Raw genomic sequence first — 15,707 nt, 5'->3', positions numbered from 1 at the left:
GCCATCGAACGCCCTATCTGAGACCATGCCGGGCGTGCTTCGCATGCTCGCAATCATGACGATGCCTGGGAGGCCCCGATGCCAGACGCCTATATCTTTGACGCGGTTCGCACGCCCCGCGGGCGGGGAAAGGCCGATGGCGCGCTCCATGAAGTGACCTCGGTGGATCTGGCCGTCACCACCCTCGACGCCATCCRCCGCCGCAACGATCTCAACCCGGAACTGGTGGAAGACGTCGTGCTCGGTTGTGTCGATCCCGTGGGCGAAGCCGGCGGCGATATCGCCCGCGCGGCCGTGTTGAAGGCGGGCTTCGGCAAGGAGGTGCCGGGCGTGCAGATCAACCGGTTCTGCGCCTCGGGGCTCGATGCGGTCAATCTCGCCGCCGCGCAGGTCATGGCCGGCATGAAGGACATCGCCATCGGGGGCGGTGTCGAATCGATGAGCCGCGTCGGCATGGGAGCTTCCGGCGGCGCCTGGCCGGTCGATCCGGGCATTGCGATCTCCGGCTATTTCCTGCCCCAGGGCATTGCGGCGGACCTCATCGCGACGAAATACGGCTTCTCGCGGACCGATGTGGACGCCTACGCGGTGGAGTCGCAGAAGCGCGCCGCACGGGCCTGGGAGGAGGGCCGTTTCGACAAGTCCATCATCCCGGTGAAAGACATCAACGGCCTGACGATCCTCGCCAAGGACGAGCACATGCGGCCCTCCACCGACATGCAGTCGCTGGGCCAATTGAAGGCCGCCTTCGTGCAGATGGGCGAGATGGGCGGCTTCGATGCGGTCGCGATCGCGGCGCATCCGGACGTCGAGTTCGTCAACCACGTGCACCATGCGGGGAACTCCTCGGGGATCGTCGACGGCGCGTCGGCGGTGCTTGTCGGGAGTGACGCGGGTGGACGAAAGGCGGGGTTGAAGCCACGCGCCAGGATCAGGGCATTCGCCTCTCTGGGTTCAGACCTCGCGCTCATGCTCACCGGCCCCATCGAGGTGTCGGAGCTGGTGCTGCGCAAGGCCGGAATGACCACGGACGACATCGATCTCTTCGAGATCAACGAGGCGTTCTCGGCGGTGGTGCTGCGCTACATGCAGGCGATGAAGCTCGATCCCGAGAAGGTGAATGTGAACGGCGGCGCCATCGCCATGGGCCATCCGCTCGGCGCGACCGGCGGCGTGATGCTCGGCACGGTCCTGGACGAACTGGAACGGACGGGAAAGAAAACGGCGCTGATCACATTGTGCGTGGCCGCCGGAATGGGCACGGCGACCATCATCGAGCGCGTCTGAGGCGAGGCGGGGAGAAAGACCATGACCACATACACCAACTTCCGCTTCGATCTCGACGCCGACGGCATCGCGCTCGTGACATGGGACATGCCGGATCGATCGATGAACGTCATCACGCCGGAGGTGATGACCGAACTCGCCGAAATCGTGGAGACCGTGGCAACCGACGACGCCATCAAGGGCTGTGTCATCACGTCGGGCAAGGACAGTTTCTCCGGCGGCGCGGATCTCGCCATGTTGCAGGGGCTGGGCGCCGAATACGGACGCCTCAAGAAGGAGAAGGGCGAAGAAGCGGCCATGAGCTTCTTCTTCGAGGAATCGCGCAAGCTTTCGCTTCTGTATCGTCGTCTCGAGACCTGCGGAAAGCCGTTCGCGGCGGCCGTCAACGGCGTCTGCCTCGGGGGATCCTTCGAATTGGCGCTGGCCTGCCACTACCGTGTCGTGTCCGATAGCGAATCCACCCGCGTCGGCCTGCCCGAGATCAAGGTCGGGCTGTTCCCGGGCGCCGGCGGGACGCAGCGCGTTGCGCGCCTGATGCCGACCGGCGATGCGTTGCAGATGCTGTTCAAGGGCGAGCAGCACCGCCCGCTCATGGCCCGCAACATGGGCCTCGTCCACGCGGTGGCCCCCCGCGACGAGATCGTCAGGGTGGCCAAGGACTGGATCAAGCAGGGCGGATCGCCGGTGGCGCCGTGGGACCAAAAGGATTTCCGGCTGCCCTCGAACAAGGTCTATTCCGCCGCCGGCATGCAGGTCTGGCCCGCCGCCAATGCGATCTACCGGCGCGAGACGCAGGACAATTACCCGGCCGCCTACGCGATCCTCGAAGCCGTCTACCAGGGATTGCAGCTTCCGATGGACCTGGCGTTGAAGGTCGAGTCGCGCTGGTTTGCCAAGATCCTGCACTCCAAGGAAGCAGCCGCGATGATCCGCACGCTGTTTCTCTCGATGCAGGAATTGAACAAGGGCGCGCGCCGTCCCAAGGACATTGCTCCGACAGAATTGCGCAAGGTCGGCATCGTCGGCGCAGGCTTCATGGGTGCGAGCGTCGCATACGTGACGGCGAATGCGGGGATTCCGGTCGTGCTCATCGATCGCGACGTGGAGGCGGCCGAGAAGGGCAAGGCGCACTCGCACAAACTCATGTCGGACCAGATCATGAAGGGCCGCGCGAAGACGGCCGATCGCGACGCGCTTCTCGCGCGCATCACCCCGTCGGCCGACTACAACGACCTGAAGGATTGCGATCTCGTCATCGAGGCGGTGTTCGAGGATCCGAAAGTCAAGGCGGAGGTGATCCAGAAGGTCGAGGCGGCGATCCGCCCCGATTGCATCTTCGCATCCAACACCTCGACGCTGCCGATCTCCGGGCTGGCGAAGAATTCCGGGCGTCCCGGTCAGTTCATCGGGATCCACTTCTTCTCGCCGGTCGAGAAGATGATGCTCGTCGAGGTCATCCTCGGCAAGGAAACGGGCGACAAGGCGCTCGCAACGGCCCTGGACTAYGTGCGCGCCATCAAGAAGACACCCATCGTGGTCAACGACTCGCGCGGCTTCTTCGCTAATCGCTGCGTGCTGGCCTACATCCTCGAAGGCCATCTGATGCTGACCGAGGGCGTGCCTCCCGCGATGATCGAGAACGCCGGGAAGCAAGCTGGAATGCCCGTGGGACCGCTGTCGCTGAACGACGAGGTGGGCGTCGATCTCGGCCTCAAGATCCTCAAGGCCACGAAGGCCCAGCTCGGCGATGCGGCGATCCTGCCCGAGCAGGAAGCCCTGCTCACCCGTCTTGTCGAAGGCGAGGGGCGCCTTGGGCGCAAGAACCGCAAGGGCTTTTACGATTATCCGGAAAACGATCCGAAACGCCTTTGGCCCGGCCTGAAGGATCTGCAGGCGAAACATCTCGACGCCGAAATGCTCGACATGCAGGTGCTCAAGCAGCGCCTCCTGGTCACGCAGGCCCTTGAGGCCGCGCGCACTGTCGAGGAGGGTGTCATCACCGATCCGCGCGAGGCCGATGTGGGCTCGATCCTCGGCTTCGGGTTCGCGCCTTATACCGGCGGTGCGCTGTCCTACATCGACTTCATGGGCGCAAAGGCCTTCGTCGATATCTGCGAGAAGCTGCGCGCCAAATACGGCGACCGTTTCGCGCCGCCGAAGATTGTGCTGGACATGGCAGCGTCGGGCGAAACATTCTATGGACAGGCGGAGCGCCGAAAAAAAGCGGCGTGACAGGCTCGCGCCGGATCAACGGATGCCGCGCCCTCACGCGGCATCGCTTGCAAGAGATCATCGGATGAAATCGCACCTTTTGCGAATGGCGGAATACAATGCCTGGGCCAATGGCCGCGTCTACGATGCGGTCCTGCCCTTGAGCGATGACGAATTCCGCGCGGATCGCGGCGCGTTCTTCAAGTCGATCCACGGCACGCTCAATCATCTGCTCGCGACGGACCGCATCTGGATGAAGCGCTTCACCGGGATGGGGGATGCGCCCACGCGGCTCGACGCCATCCTGTTCGAAACGCTCGCCGATCTTCGCACGGCCCGGGAGGCCGAGGATGCGCGCATTCTCGCCTATGCGAATGGGCTTACCGATGAGGCGATGAAGCAGCTCTTCCGGTACAGCATGATCTCCGATCCGCGAGAGGTCGAGGAGCCACTGGCGCCCGCTCTGTTTCATGTCTTCAACCATCAGACCCACCATCGCGGGCAGGTCCATTGCATGCTCACAGGGCTTGGATACGAGGCGCCGTCGCTCGACCTCATTCGCTTCGAGCGCCAGCGCGGCGCGGTCGCGTCCTGACCGCGCAAGCCCAGCCGTTCCCGACTCTCGGCCCGGGGCAGGCCGTCCCGCCCCGAACGGGCGTTGAAGAACGCTCTCCGATAGGCCAGACTTGCCGCCCATGCCTGCCTCGGCGCACCAGGGAAGCGAAATTCGTCCATGCCCCGCAAGATCGATTATTATTTCTCCCTCGTGAGCCCCTGGGCCTATATCGGCCACGCACCCTTCATGGAAATCGCGCAGCGGCATGGGCTCGAGATCAATTACAAGCCTGTCTTTCTCGGCCGTGTCTTCGCGGAGACGGGCGGATTGCCCCTGGCCCAGCGGCACCCGGCGCGACAGCGATATCGGCTGCTGGAACTTCAGCGGTGGCGTGAAAAGCGCGGGCTCTCCTTTCATCTCCAGCCGAAATACTGGCCGTTCGACGTCAATGCGGCCGACCGCTGCGTCATCGCCATGGCCGTCGCCGGAACCGATCCCGACGCCTTCCTTCGCCTTGCCTATGCGGCGATCTGGGAAGAGCAGCGCGATCTCGGGGATGTGGCGGTGCTGGGCGAGTTGGCCGAGAAAGCCGGGCTCGACGCAGCTTCCGTTCTCCAGATCGCGCAAGGCAGCACCGCCGAGGCCTTCTACGCGATCAATCTCGAAAACGCCGTCGCGGCCGATGTTTTCGGCTCCCCCGCCTATGTGCTCGAGGGCGAGGTGTTCTGGGGCCAGGATCGGCTCGAACTGCTTGACGATGCCCTGAAAACGGGCCGGCCGGCCTACCGGCCGGACGCGGGCCGGGAGGAAAACGCCTGAGCGGGATCGCGGCGCTTATTCGGCCGCCACCCGAGTGGCGCGCCATTGCGTGAGGAGCGCACGCAGGGCCGCGGGTTTCACCGGCTTGTTGAGCACATGCACCTGCATTTCGGCCGCGGCGTCCCTGACCACCGGCGTCCTGTCGGCGGTGACGAGGATCGCCGGCGTCGTCACCTCGGTCTTCCACCGCAAGACCCTGATCAGATCGAGCCCGTCGCCCTCGTCGAGATGATAATCCGCGATGATGACATCGGGCGTAGCCTTGTGCGCCCGGATGCTTTCCTGCGCGGCATCGAGGTTGGACGCGATCCACACCTCGCAGCCCCAGCCGGACAACAGGAGGCGCATGCCCTCGAGAATGGCCGGCTCATTGTCGACCACGAGGACGCGCAGGTTCGACAACACCGTCACCGGCGGCTTCGGAGGCTCGGGCGGAGAGGCCGAGGCCGGCAGGGCTGCCACCACCGGAACGTCCACGCGGAACACCGAGCCGTGTCCCGACTCGGAGCGCAAGGTCACCGGGTGACCGAGCACGCGACAGATGCGCTCCACGATCGAGAGGCCGAGACCCAGGCCGCGGGCGACCTTCGCGCCCTGATCGAGCCGTTGAAATTCGCGAAAGACGATGCGTTGCTTCGACGGCGGAATGCCGAGGCCCGTATCCCACACCTCCAGGATGAGATGCGACCCGCGCCGCCGTGTGCCGACGATCACCCGGCCGGACGGCGTGTACTTGATGGCGTTGGAGACAAGGTTCTGGAGTAGGCGGCGGAGCAGCCGCCGGTCGGAGCGAACGGTCAGCGTCGAGGGCACGAACCGGATGTCGAGGCCGCGTTCGCGCGCGATGGGGTCGAATTCCCGCTGAAGCTGGCGGAACAACTCGTCGATGCGAAAACTCGACCATTGAGGTTTCATGGCGCCGGTATCGAGGCGCGAGATATCGAGGAGCGCGGTCAGGATTTCCTCGACGGCATCCAGCGATGCATCGATGTTCTCCGCGAGCGTCGCATCGCCCGCGTCCTTGTCGCGCTCCACGAGCGAACTCGCATAGAGACGCGCGGCGTTGAGCGGCTGCAGGATGTCGTGGCTGGCGGCGGCGAGAAATCGCGTCTTGGAGATGTTCGCGTCGTCTGCCTCGGCCTTCGCGCTCCGCAGCGCCTCGTTGAGCCGGGTCAGCTGCTCGGTGCGTTCACGAACCCGCTGCTCCAGCGTCTCGTTGGCACGACGGCTCTCTTCCTCGCTGGCGACCGTGTCGGTCACGTCCGTATAAGTCGTCACGAGACCGCCATCGGGCAGCTGGTTGGATCGAATCTCGATCACCTTGCCGGAGGGATGAAGCTTGAGGCGGACGGGGTCGAGATCGTGCAGGAACGAATGGATGCGGGCGCTCACGAGCTCGCCGATTTCGCCTTCGCCATAGGACCCGCGGCTGGCGTTGAAATGGATGATGCTGTCCATTCCGACGCCGACGCGCACGAGGTTCGGCGGCAATTCGTACAGGTCGACGAAAGCCTGGTTCCATGCGAGCAGGCGAAGATCCCGATCCAGCACGGTGATGCCCTGTTCCGCATAATTGATCGCGTGCTGGAGCAGGTCGCGGCTGTGCTGGATCGCCGCCGAGGCGTCGTCGAGAAGCCGAAGTGCGGCCTTGGTGGAGACGGCGCGCCGTCGCAAAAGGAGCGAGAGCGCAAGCCGCGAAGAGGCGGTGCCGATGGCCGATGCCAGAAGGTGCTCGGCATAGCGCAGAAGATGGACGTCGGCCTCGGCGCGCGTATCGAGGATCTGACCACGGCTATGGGCGAAACCTTCGAACGAACGCGTGGTGCGTTCATCGCCCAGATAACGCGCCACCGTGCCGCGCAACTCGTCGACGGTAACGCTCGGGCGGAACAGGCGGAAGCTCGGCGCCACCGACACGTCGCTTTCGCCCACGAAGACGTTGGCCTGGATGCGCTCCATGGCGGTGACCGGCCGCCAGAGGGAGAAGACAATATAGGTGAGGATGTTGAGAGTGAGGCTCCACACGACCCCATGCGTGAGCTGGGGAAGATCGACGGCGAAGAGCGAGGTTGGTTTGAGGGCTGAAATGCCGAAAGGACCAGTCACGACGACATCGGACCAGAACACGCCGTCCCAAACCAGGCTGGGAAGCAGCAGCGTGTAGGCCCAGGTGACGAACCCGACGACGAGACCGACGCTTGCGCCGAGCGCGGTCCCGCGAGACCAGATCAGACCCCCCAGAAAGGCCGGAGCGATCTGCGCGATCGCGGCGAATGAGAGCAGGCCGATCGACGCGAGAGCAGCTTCGCCGGAAGCGCGGTAATAGGCGTAGGCGAGCAGGATGACCACCACGATGGAGACCCGGCGGACGCCGATCACGAAGCCGCCGAGATCCACGCCCGCGAAGGCGCGGCGGCGTAGCACGATGGGCATGACGAGATGGTTCGAGATCATCACCGCGACCGCGACGGAATCGACGATCACCATGGCGGTCGCGGCCGAGAACCCGCCCAGGAACGCGATGATGGCAATGACGCCCGCATCGTCGAAAAGCGGAAGCGCCAGCACCGTCATGTCCCGGTCGAGCGTGCCGTTCGGAAACGCCACCATGCCGCCGAGGGCGATCGGGATCACGAAGAGGTTGATCAGCACGAGATAAAGCGGGAACAGCCAGGCGGCACGCTTGACGTCTTCGATGGCGCGATTTTCGACCACCGTCATGTGAAACTGGCGCGGCAGCAGAAGGGCGGCGCAACTCGACAGGAGAATCAGGGTGAGGAAGCTGCCGAAACCGGATGTGCGCTCCAGCAGGCTGGTGCTGACGCCGCGGGCATGGAGTTGCGCCACGATGTCGTCGTAACCGTCGAACATCACGAAGGTGACGTAGCTCCCGACAATGAGGAACGCCACGAGCTTGACGACGGATTCGACGGAGATGGCCATCATCAGGCCGTCCTGGTGTTCGGTCGCATCCGTGTGGCGCGTGCCGAACGCGACCGCGAAGCCCGCCAGCACCAGCGCGACGATCAGCGCGAGATCGCCGAAGAACGTGAAGCGCGGCGACGCGACTCCCGTCGCGGCTCTGAGGAACACGTCGAGCGAAGATGACACCGCCTTCAATTGCAGCGCGATATAGGGAACCGAGCCGATGAGAGCGATCAGGCTGACAATGGCCGCGACGCGCTCGCTCTTGCCGTAACGCGCGGCCACGAAATCGGCGATCGACGAAATGTTCTGGGTCTTGGCGACGCGCACCACGCGCGTGATCAACACATGTCCGAGCCCGATGACGATGATCGGACCGATATAGATCGTCAGGAAGTCGAAGCCGGAGCGACTGGCAAGTCCGACGGAACCGAAGAACGTCCAGGAGGTGCAATAAACGGCCAGGGACAAGGCGGCGATCGTCGAGCGCGCCGGCCCTTGCATGATCCGCCGTCCGCTATTGTCGCCCCAATACGCCACCGCGAAAAGAAGGCACAGATAGACGAGCGCGGAGAGAAAAACCGCCCAACCGGCGACCATGCCGTGTTCCTCAACTCAAACCGGGTTTCAGCGTATCGGTTCGCGGTGAAGAATACCACCGGGGGGCGCCGCCCGGTCCCTCCTGCGCTCACAGATCGCGGTCCCAATCCGGGAGGGGGGCGAACCGCGCGGCCAGGAACTCGATCACGACCCGCACCTTCGCGGGCGCCTGCCGGCCGGACGGCAGGACAGCGTAAATGCCGAGCTCCGGAACCGGGTATTCGGACAGGAGGCGCACCAGGCTGCCGTCCCGTAGATTGTCCCCGACGAGGAAGGTCGGCTGATAGATGAGCCCCTGGCCGGCAAGCGCCGCCGCCAGCAAGGCGTCGCCGTTATTGGCGCGCAGATTCCCCACGATGGGGATGACGGTCTCGCTGTCCTTGCCGAATATCCACCGGCTCGCGCTGAGCGCGGTCGGCAGGGTGTAGCCGAGGCAGTTATGGACGCTGAGGTCGGCCGGCGAGCCCGGAACCCCGTGGCGATCCAGATAGGATTGCGCCCCGCAGACGACGATCCGGCACGGCGCGAGCTTTCGGGCCACGAGACTGGAATCCTGCAGCCGCCCGATGCGGATGGCGAGATCCCACCCCTCGTCGATCAGGTCGACGTAGCGGTCGGCAAGCCCGAGATCGACCGTGACCGAGGGATAGAGGCGGGCGAGATCGGCCAGGGCCGGTGCGATCTGACGAAAGCCGAAGGTCAGCGGGACGTTGAGGCGTAGCGTGCCCCGCGGTTCGACCCGCTCGAGGCTCGCCGAGGCTTCGGCCTCTTCGATATCCGCCAGAATGCGTTCGCTCGCGGCGAGGAAACTGCGACCGCCTTCGGTCAGCACCAGCTTGCGGGTCGAGCGATGGAGCAGCTTGATCCCGAGGCGGGTCTCCAGCGCCGCCACATGCTTGGTGACCATGGTCTGGGACAGATTGAGCGCCCGCGCGGCCGCCGAGAAACTCCCGAGCGTCGCGACCCGCACAAACACCTGCATGCCGGTCACGCGGTCAAGCATATCTCATTCCCCTGGTGTGAACTGATATTCCGATCCGAGGATTATCATAATGAAAGTTTGAGATCACATGTCTTTTCACAATTGAGGAGGTTCCCATGATCGATACCCGTTCCGCTCCCTATGCCGCGCTCATCCTTCGAGTGACGCTCGGCGTTCTGTTCCTGGCCCATGCCGGGCTCAAGGTTTTCGTCTTTACCCCTGCGGGCGCTGCCCAGTTCTTCGGGTCGCTCGGCCTTCCGCCAGCTCTGGCCTATGTGACGATCTTGGCCGAACTCGTCGGCGGACTTGCCCTGATCGTCGGTTTCCATACCCGGTGGGTCGCGCTTGCCCTCGTGCCGATCCTTCTCGGAGCCCTCGTGACCGTGCACGGTCCGGCCGGATTCTTTTTCACCAATCCCAACGGCGGCTGGGAATATCTGGCGCTCTGGATCGTCGCCCTCGTGGCGCAGGCGCTGCTCGGCGATGGCGCCTATGCGATCCGCAGCGGATCGGGCAAACTCGCTCCGCTTTCCGCCCGCTCGGCATAAAGAGGACGGCACATGATTTCGACTCCCGCTTCCAGGACCTCCGCCGGGCAGCCGGCGCAGCGTCCTATCGATCCAGGCGTGGCGATCGGCCATGTCCACCTGAAGGTGGCCGATCTCGACCGCGCGCTCGCTTTCTATTGCGGTGTGCTCGGGTTCACGCTCATGCAGCGCTTCGGCACTCAGGCGGCCTTCATCTCGGCCGGCGGGTACCATCACCATATCGGCCTCAACACTTGGGAGAGCCAAGGCGGCTCGCCGCCACCCGCCGGCGCGACGGGCCTTTACCATCTGGCCATTCTCTACCCCACCCGCGCGGCGCTGGCCGACGCGGTCGTCCGCCTGGCCGAGGCCGGAATTCCGCTCGATGGCGCGAGCGACCATGGAGTGAGCGAAGCGCTCTATCTGCGTGATCCGGATCAGAACGGGGTCGAACTCTACTGGGACCGACCGCAGGCGGATTGGCCGAAGGCGGGCGACGGGTCCTTGCAGATGTACACCAAACGTCTCGACCTCGAGGATCTGCTGGCAAGCCGCGAAGCTTGACGCAGCGGGAATATGGTTCAGCATACGAACTTCGCCAAAGCTGGGAAGGGCTCGACAGTGCTGAACGAATTCAAACAATTCGCCATGCGAGGCAACGTTATGGATCTCGCCATCGGCGTGATCATCGGGGCCGCGTTCGGGAAGATCGTCGACTCGCTCGTCAGCGACGTGTTCATGCCGATCATCGGCGCGGTCACGGGCGGTCTCGATTTCTCAAACTACTACTTCCCGCTCTCGGCGAATGTCACCGCGACGTCCCTCGAACAGGCAAAGGCCCAGGGCGCGGTGCTGGCCTGGGGCAATTTCTTCACGGTCGCCCTCAACTTCCTGATCATCGCCTGGGTGTTGTTTCTGGTCGTCAAGGCCATCAACAGGATGAAGCGGAAGGAAGATGCGAAGACGGGCACCGCCGACAAGCCGGCGGAAATCGCCGCGGACGTGAAACTTCTCACCGAGATACGCGACCTTCTGAAGACTGGTCGGACCGCCTGACCGATCACGATCCGCGATAATTTGCGGCTATTCTTTTGATGGATATCGCAGCGCGGTTTGGCTTAAACAGGCTCCAGCCGGCCTGTTTGAGGAATGTCCGATGAATGTGACCATGCCGATCCCGTCCCCGCTGCACCTGCGCCGCGAGGCCGAGCAGGCGCCGACGAGCGGTATCGTCGACGTCTTCAATTATGGACGCAACCGCGAGGGGCTGATCCCACTCTGGGTCGGCGAGGGCGACCTGCCGACCCCGTCATTCATCTGCGATGCCGCCGCCCGCTCTCTGGCGGCAGGCGAGACGTTCTACACCTATCAGCGCGGCATCCCCGAATTGCGGCAGGCCATCGCCCGCTACCATGAGCGGGTCTACGGCAAACCCGCGGATCCCGAACGCTTCTTCGTGACCTCAGGCGGAATGCCCGCGGCGCAGATCGCCGTCCGGATGGTGGCGGGCACCGGCGATGAAGTGCTGATCCCGACGCCCGCCTGGCCCAATTTCGCCGGCGCCATCACGGTGTCGGGCGCGCGCGCCGTCGGCGTACCGATGAATTTCGGCCCGACCGGGTGGTCCCTGGACATGGAGCGGCTCGAACAGGCGATCACGCCCCGCAGCCGCGCCTTCGTGATCAACTCGCCGGCCAATCCCACGGGCTGGACGGCAAGCCACGCGGACCTTCGCGCGGTCCTCGATATGGCACGCCGCCATGACCTCTGGATCATCGCCGATGAGATCTACAGCCGCTTCGTATACGATCCGGCGCTCACGATCGATGGCCGGACGCCGTCATTCCGCGATGTGATGACCCCAGAAGACCGCGTGCTCTTCGTGCAGACCTTCTCCAAGAACTGGGCGATGACCGGCTGGCGCCTTGGATGGCTCGAGGCCTCTCCGGCGCTCGGGCAGGTGATCGAGAACCTGATCCAGTATCAGAATTCCGGCACGCCGGTCTTCGTGCAGCGGGGCGGTGTCGTGGCCCTCGACGAAGGTGAGGCCTTCGTGGCGCATCAGATTGATCGGGCGCGGCAGGGTCGCGAGATCGTCAACCGGCTGACGGAATCGGGACTGGTCGACCTGCCGCCCCCGAGCGGCGCCTTCTACGCATTCCTGAAAGTCAAAGGTGCGAAGAGTTCGCAGGAGATTGCCACCCGCCTGATCGACGAGGCCAATGTGGGGCTCGCCCCCGGCACCGCGTTCGGCGAGAGCGGCGAGGGCTATCTACGCCTGTGCTATGCGCGCAATCCACAAATTCTCGAGGATGCCGTGGCGCGCATCAACGCCGCCCTCCCGGGACTCGTGCGCTGAACGACTTCGACGATACGCTGCTGCGGGCGCGCAGGCCGGATGCGCCCGCCGACATCGAGCCCCTCCCGGACGCGCCGCCGGCCATGCGCCGCAAGGCCCGTTTGTCGCCGCAGCTCGTCGCGGCGCACCTTGCCCAAATCCTGGTTGCGGTTCTGGGCGGGCTGCTTTTCCACGTCCTGGGAATTCCGGCCGCGTGGCTGTCCGGTTCGGCCATCGCGGTGACGCTGTGGGGTCTGACCGGCTGGGCGGTGCTCATGCCGAAGGCCCTCGCGGATCTGGCGATGCTGTTGTCCGGCGCAACCATGGGGGCGGCCGTAACCCCTGAGGCCATCGCCGCCGTCTCGCGCTATCCTGCAAGCCTCATCCTCCTCGTAATCGGCGTGGTCGGGATCACGGCAGGCTCCGCTTTCTGGCTCATGCGCGTGTCGGGTTGGCGCCGGGACGACGCGGTCCTCGCATCCGTTCCGGGGGCCCTGTCCACCGTGATGGCGGTCGCGGCCGATCGCAACGCAGCCGTCGGTCCGATCGCCATCGCTCAAAATCTTCGGCTGTTCACGTTGATCGCACTGCTGCCGAGTGCCGTCGTGGCGTCGGGCAGCGGGGTGAATTCGGGCGGGCTGATCGGCGAGGGATTGCCGGTGGAAAGCGCGACCTCGATGGGTCTTATCCTCCTCATCGGACTTGCCGTCGGAACCGTGTTGAAGCGCCTCAGGATCGCGGCGCCGATCCTGCTGGGAGCCGTGCTGATCAGCACGCTCGGTCATGCGACTGAAATGGCCGCCGGCGTCATGCCGCCGATCCTTGCGACGGCGGGATTGGTTCTGATCGGGATCTTCATCTCGGAACGTTTCCGCGATCTCGACCCTGCCGCCATCCGCCCGGCGCTCGTGGCGGGTTTGTCCTCATTTGTGATCGGTATGAGCATCGCGTCGTTTTTCGCGGTGCTGGCCTCCTCGGTCTCGGGCGTCACCTTCGCCGACAGCCTCATCGCGTTCGCGCCCGGTGGGCTCGAGGCGATGACCATGCTGGCGCTAATTCTCGGTCTCGATCCCCTCTATGTGGGAATTCACCATCTGGTGCGGTTTATCGGGATCGCTCTCCTCATCCCCTTCGTGGTGACGTGGCTGCAGCGGAGCGACCCGCCGAAAAGCTCTGACAGGTCCTAAGGTTTCTCCCGCAATCGTTCGACCGCTTCCATGCGCGGCTTCGCGGTGGCCCAGAGGCGTTTCGTGACCGCAGCAATCAGGGCTTCGGTCAGGAGCAGCAACCCGGCGGAGGAATCCCAGTTCGACGGCGCCGCCACATGGGCCGGCAGCACGTGGCTCGCAACGCGGGCGATGGGGGAGAGCCATGGATCCGTGAGCAGCACCACGGTGGCGCCCTGCCTGGCGGCGGTTTCGCAGAGGGCGATCACGTCTTCCTGGTAGCGGCGAATATCGAATGCCACCACCACGTCTTTGCGGCCGATCTCGATCATGCGGTCCCGCCAATGGGCCGGCTGGGAATCGATGAGATCCACATGGCTGCGAACGATGCGAAAATGACTCTCGGCATAGCGTGCCAGCGCACCCGTGAAGCGGCCGCCCGTGAAATGCAAATGCCGGCGCTGGTCGCCCAAAAGGGCCACCACCGATTCGAACTCCGCCGGCGCGATGTTGTCCACCGTCGCGCGAAGGTTTCCCACCACGGCGTCGACAAATGACGCAAGGGCAGGGGCGCCCTGGCCGCGTTCAGACGGTCCCGCCTTTGCCAGCGGCGACAAAAATTGCGCCTCCAGCTCCTCCCGCAGGTGACGTTGAAAATCCGGAAAGCCGCCGAACCCGAGGCGGGTGACGAAGCGCAGGACGGATGGGGACGAGATGCCGGCGCGGGCGGCGAATTCCGCCACCGTATCCAGCCCTGCAAACGGATAGTGGCTCAGAAGAACGTGAGCGGCCCGCTTTTCACTGGGCGTGAAGGACTGCATGTCGTTCCGGATGCGCTCCGCAAGGCTCGACCCATCGGCAGGCCTGTTCCGCACGCTCTCGCTCATACCGGTTCTTTCCACAGCCATCCTTGACGGATCTGAAAAGCTGTATCAAAAATTCCAGAATAAGAAAAATAATTACTTACGTACCGTACGTTCAAGACGCGTTACTGACCCGGGCAATCGAGGGAAGATCGCATGGCGGAGCAAAGTCGCCAGACCAGGGAGCCGGTCGCTCGGGTTGAAAACCCGGAGGGCCAATCCCCGATTCTGTTGATTTGCGAGCACGCGTCCAAGGCGATTCCCGCGCGCTACGGGGACCTCGGTCTCGGCCCGGCGGAGTGCGAAAGCCACATCGCGTGGGATCCGGGAGCGCTCGGCGTGGCGCGTCACCTGTCGCGCGCACTCGATGCGCCACTGGTCCACGCGACGGTGTCGCGGCTCGTTCTCGATCTAAACCGGGATATCGCGGCTCCCGATTCCATCCCTATTCTCAGCGAACGCACGCCGATCCCGGGCAATCGTGACCTCGACCCCGCAGAGCGCGCACACCGCGCGCAGGAGGTTTATGCGGCTTTCCACGACGCGCTCGATGCTTTTTCGGACAGCCGCCGCGCGGCCGGCAAGCTTCACGCGGTCGTGTCCATACATTCGTTCACGCCGATCTATCGAGACGTGCCGCGGCCCTGGGAGATCGGTCTCATCTTCGACGAAGACGAGCGCTTCGCCCGCGCGGTCGAAGCGGGGCTGAAGCGCGACCCCTCGCTTCAGATTGGCATGAACCAACCTTATTCGCCGGCCGACCGGGTGTTCCACACCCTCGACCGGCACGCAGTGCGGCGCGGATTGGCGCCGCTGATGATCGAAATCCGCAATGACCTGATCCGCGCAGAAGACGGACAGGCATCGTGGGCGAATCGTCTCGCACCCCTGTTGAGGGACGGGGTGCCGAGGCAGTGACAGCGGTCATGGCGCAGGGTGCGCCGTGGCTTTGAACAGACGATCTCGTGGAGGACTTTTCATGTCGGTTGGATCATCGCAGACCGGGGTTCACGCCCCGCCCGCAAGCGCGCAAGGCGCCGCGGGCATCACCTATACGACAGTAGACGAAACCTATTTCGAAGCACGACGCCTGAAGCGCTACGCACGCGTCTGGTCGCTCTGGGCGCTCGGCGTCGGGGCGGTCATCTCCGGCCATTATTCGGGCTGGAATCTCGGATTGTCGCAGGGCTTCGGCTCGATGTTCTTCGCGACCATCATCATCGCCATCATGTATCTCGGGCTGACTTTCTCGCTGGCCGAGATGTCGCCGGCGCTGCCGCATACCGGGGGGGCCTACTCGTTCGCGCGCACTTCGATGGGCCCCTGGGCGGGCTACGTCACGGGCATCGCGGAAAACATCGAGTTCGTGCTCACGCCCGCCGTGATCGTGTTCTTCATCGGCTCCTATCTCACGGGCATCTTCGGTACGGATC

14 protein-coding genes are annotated in these 15,707 nt (G+C 64.5%); 11 read left to right on the top strand and 3 right to left on the bottom strand.

Annotated features, from left to right (window positions below):
• Positions 1 to 78: 78 nt before the first annotated feature.
• From AC1DVM_RS12285 to AC1DVM_RS12270, 4 genes are all read left to right on the top strand, one after another.
• Positions 79 to 1,287: an acetyl-CoA C-acetyltransferase gene (locus tag AC1DVM_RS12285; protein ID WP_477254718.1), complete on the top strand. Its 1,209-nt coding sequence runs from the start codon at positions 79 to 81 to the stop codon at positions 1,285 to 1,287.
• 21 nt (positions 1,288 to 1,308) lie between these two features.
• The gene (locus AC1DVM_RS12280) at positions 1,309 to 3,519 is read left to right on the top strand and encodes a 3-hydroxyacyl-CoA dehydrogenase NAD-binding domain-containing protein (RefSeq protein WP_477254717.1); all 2,211 of its coding nucleotides are present in this window, start codon (positions 1,309 to 1,311) and stop codon (positions 3,517 to 3,519) included.
• 64 nt (positions 3,520 to 3,583) lie between these two features.
• Positions 3,584 to 4,093 carry a DinB family protein gene (locus AC1DVM_RS12275; RefSeq protein ID WP_477254716.1) on the top strand — a complete coding sequence of 170 codons (510 nt, stop codon included), beginning with the start codon at positions 3,584 to 3,586 and terminating at the stop codon, positions 4,091 to 4,093.
• 138 nt (positions 4,094 to 4,231) lie between these two features.
• Complete coding sequence (locus AC1DVM_RS12270) at positions 4,232 to 4,873, top strand: DsbA family protein (protein WP_477254715.1); 642 nt, start codon at positions 4,232 to 4,234, stop codon at positions 4,871 to 4,873.
• 15 nt (positions 4,874 to 4,888) lie between these two features.
• On the opposite strand, the gene AC1DVM_RS12265 is transcribed toward AC1DVM_RS12270, so the two are convergent.
• Both AC1DVM_RS12265 and AC1DVM_RS12260 read right to left on the bottom strand, forming a co-directional pair.
• A complete protein-coding gene (locus AC1DVM_RS12265; RefSeq protein WP_477254714.1) occupies positions 4,889 to 8,398 on the bottom strand; it encodes a PAS domain-containing hybrid sensor histidine kinase/response regulator in 3,510 nt (1,169 codons plus the stop codon).
• 88 nt (positions 8,399 to 8,486) lie between these two features.
• Positions 8,487 to 9,401, bottom strand: a complete 915-nt coding sequence (locus AC1DVM_RS12260; protein ID WP_477254713.1) for a LysR family transcriptional regulator — start codon at positions 9,399 to 9,401, stop codon at positions 8,487 to 8,489.
• Positions 9,402 to 9,496: 95 nt separating this feature from the next.
• Between AC1DVM_RS12260 and AC1DVM_RS12255 the strand changes: the two genes are divergently transcribed.
• From AC1DVM_RS12255 to AC1DVM_RS12235, 5 genes are all read left to right on the top strand, one after another.
• The gene (locus AC1DVM_RS12255; RefSeq protein WP_477254712.1) at positions 9,497 to 9,928 is read left to right on the top strand and encodes a DoxX family protein; all 432 of its coding nucleotides are present in this window, start codon (positions 9,497 to 9,499) and stop codon (positions 9,926 to 9,928) included.
• A 12-nt stretch (positions 9,929 to 9,940) separates the two neighbouring features.
• Entirely contained in the window at positions 9,941 to 10,471 is a 531-nt protein-coding gene (locus tag AC1DVM_RS12250; RefSeq protein ID WP_477254711.1) for a VOC family protein, read from the top strand.
• 12 nt (positions 10,472 to 10,483) lie between these two features.
• Positions 10,484 to 10,963, top strand: coding sequence for a large conductance mechanosensitive channel protein MscL (gene mscL, locus AC1DVM_RS12245; protein ID WP_477254710.1), 480 nt, complete (start codon positions 10,484 to 10,486; stop codon positions 10,961 to 10,963).
• A gap of 100 nt (positions 10,964 to 11,063) precedes the next feature.
• Positions 11,064 to 12,266 (top strand): pyridoxal phosphate-dependent aminotransferase, encoded by a 1,203-nt coding sequence (locus tag AC1DVM_RS12240; protein ID WP_477254709.1) that lies wholly within the window; start codon positions 11,064 to 11,066, stop codon positions 12,264 to 12,266.
• Between the two features lie 83 nt (positions 12,267 to 12,349).
• Complete coding sequence (locus AC1DVM_RS12235) at positions 12,350 to 13,432, top strand: AbrB family transcriptional regulator (protein WP_477254708.1); 1,083 nt, start codon at positions 12,350 to 12,352, stop codon at positions 13,430 to 13,432.
• Here the strand turns inward: AC1DVM_RS12235 and AC1DVM_RS12230 are convergent.
• Positions 13,429 to 14,298: a MurR/RpiR family transcriptional regulator gene (locus AC1DVM_RS12230; RefSeq protein WP_477254707.1), complete on the bottom strand. Its 870-nt coding sequence runs from the start codon at positions 14,296 to 14,298 to the stop codon at positions 13,429 to 13,431. The genes AC1DVM_RS12235 and AC1DVM_RS12230 overlap by 4 nt on opposite strands.
• 132 nt (positions 14,299 to 14,430) lie before the next feature.
• On the opposite strand from AC1DVM_RS12230, the gene AC1DVM_RS12225 reads away from it, so the two are divergent.
• The gene (locus AC1DVM_RS12225) at positions 14,431 to 15,192 is read left to right on the top strand and encodes an N-formylglutamate amidohydrolase (protein WP_477254706.1); all 762 of its coding nucleotides are present in this window, start codon (positions 14,431 to 14,433) and stop codon (positions 15,190 to 15,192) included.
• Positions 15,193 to 15,253: 61 nt separating this feature from the next.
• Positions 15,254 to 15,707, top strand: a 454-nt coding sequence (locus AC1DVM_RS12220) for an amino acid permease (protein ID WP_477254705.1), incomplete at its 3' end; no start/stop codon positions are given.

Source organism: Microvirga sp. P4_A5 (assembly GCF_056402495.1).
Note: the sequence above shows the minus strand (reverse complement) of the source record. Positions and strands in the feature narration are given on the sequence as shown.

Coding starts and splice junctions, on each gene's coding strand:
- AC1DVM_RS12255 (WP_477254712.1), top strand. CDS start 9,497: ATGATCGATACCCGTTCCGCTCCCTATGCCGCGCTCATCCTTCGAGTG.
- mscL (WP_477254710.1), top strand. CDS start 10,484: ATGGTTCAGCATACGAACTTCGCCAAAGCTGGGAAGGGCTCGACAGTG.
- AC1DVM_RS12265 (WP_477254714.1), bottom strand. CDS start 8,398: ATGGTCGCCGGTTGGGCGGTTTTTCTCTCCGCGCTCGTCTATCTGTGC.
- AC1DVM_RS12270 (WP_477254715.1), top strand. CDS start 4,232: ATGCCCCGCAAGATCGATTATTATTTCTCCCTCGTGAGCCCCTGGGCC.
- AC1DVM_RS12230 (WP_477254707.1), bottom strand. CDS start 14,298: ATGAGCGAGAGCGTGCGGAACAGGCCTGCCGATGGGTCGAGCCTTGCG.
- AC1DVM_RS12275 (WP_477254716.1), top strand. CDS start 3,584: ATGAAATCGCACCTTTTGCGAATGGCGGAATACAATGCCTGGGCCAAT.
- AC1DVM_RS12240 (WP_477254709.1), top strand. CDS start 11,064: ATGAATGTGACCATGCCGATCCCGTCCCCGCTGCACCTGCGCCGCGAG.
- AC1DVM_RS12260 (WP_477254713.1), bottom strand. CDS start 9,401: ATGCTTGACCGCGTGACCGGCATGCAGGTGTTTGTGCGGGTCGCGACG.
- AC1DVM_RS12250 (WP_477254711.1), top strand. CDS start 9,941: ATGATTTCGACTCCCGCTTCCAGGACCTCCGCCGGGCAGCCGGCGCAG.
- AC1DVM_RS12235 (WP_477254708.1), top strand. CDS start 12,350: ATGCGCCGCAAGGCCCGTTTGTCGCCGCAGCTCGTCGCGGCGCACCTT.
- AC1DVM_RS12225 (WP_477254706.1), top strand. CDS start 14,431: ATGGCGGAGCAAAGTCGCCAGACCAGGGAGCCGGTCGCTCGGGTTGAA.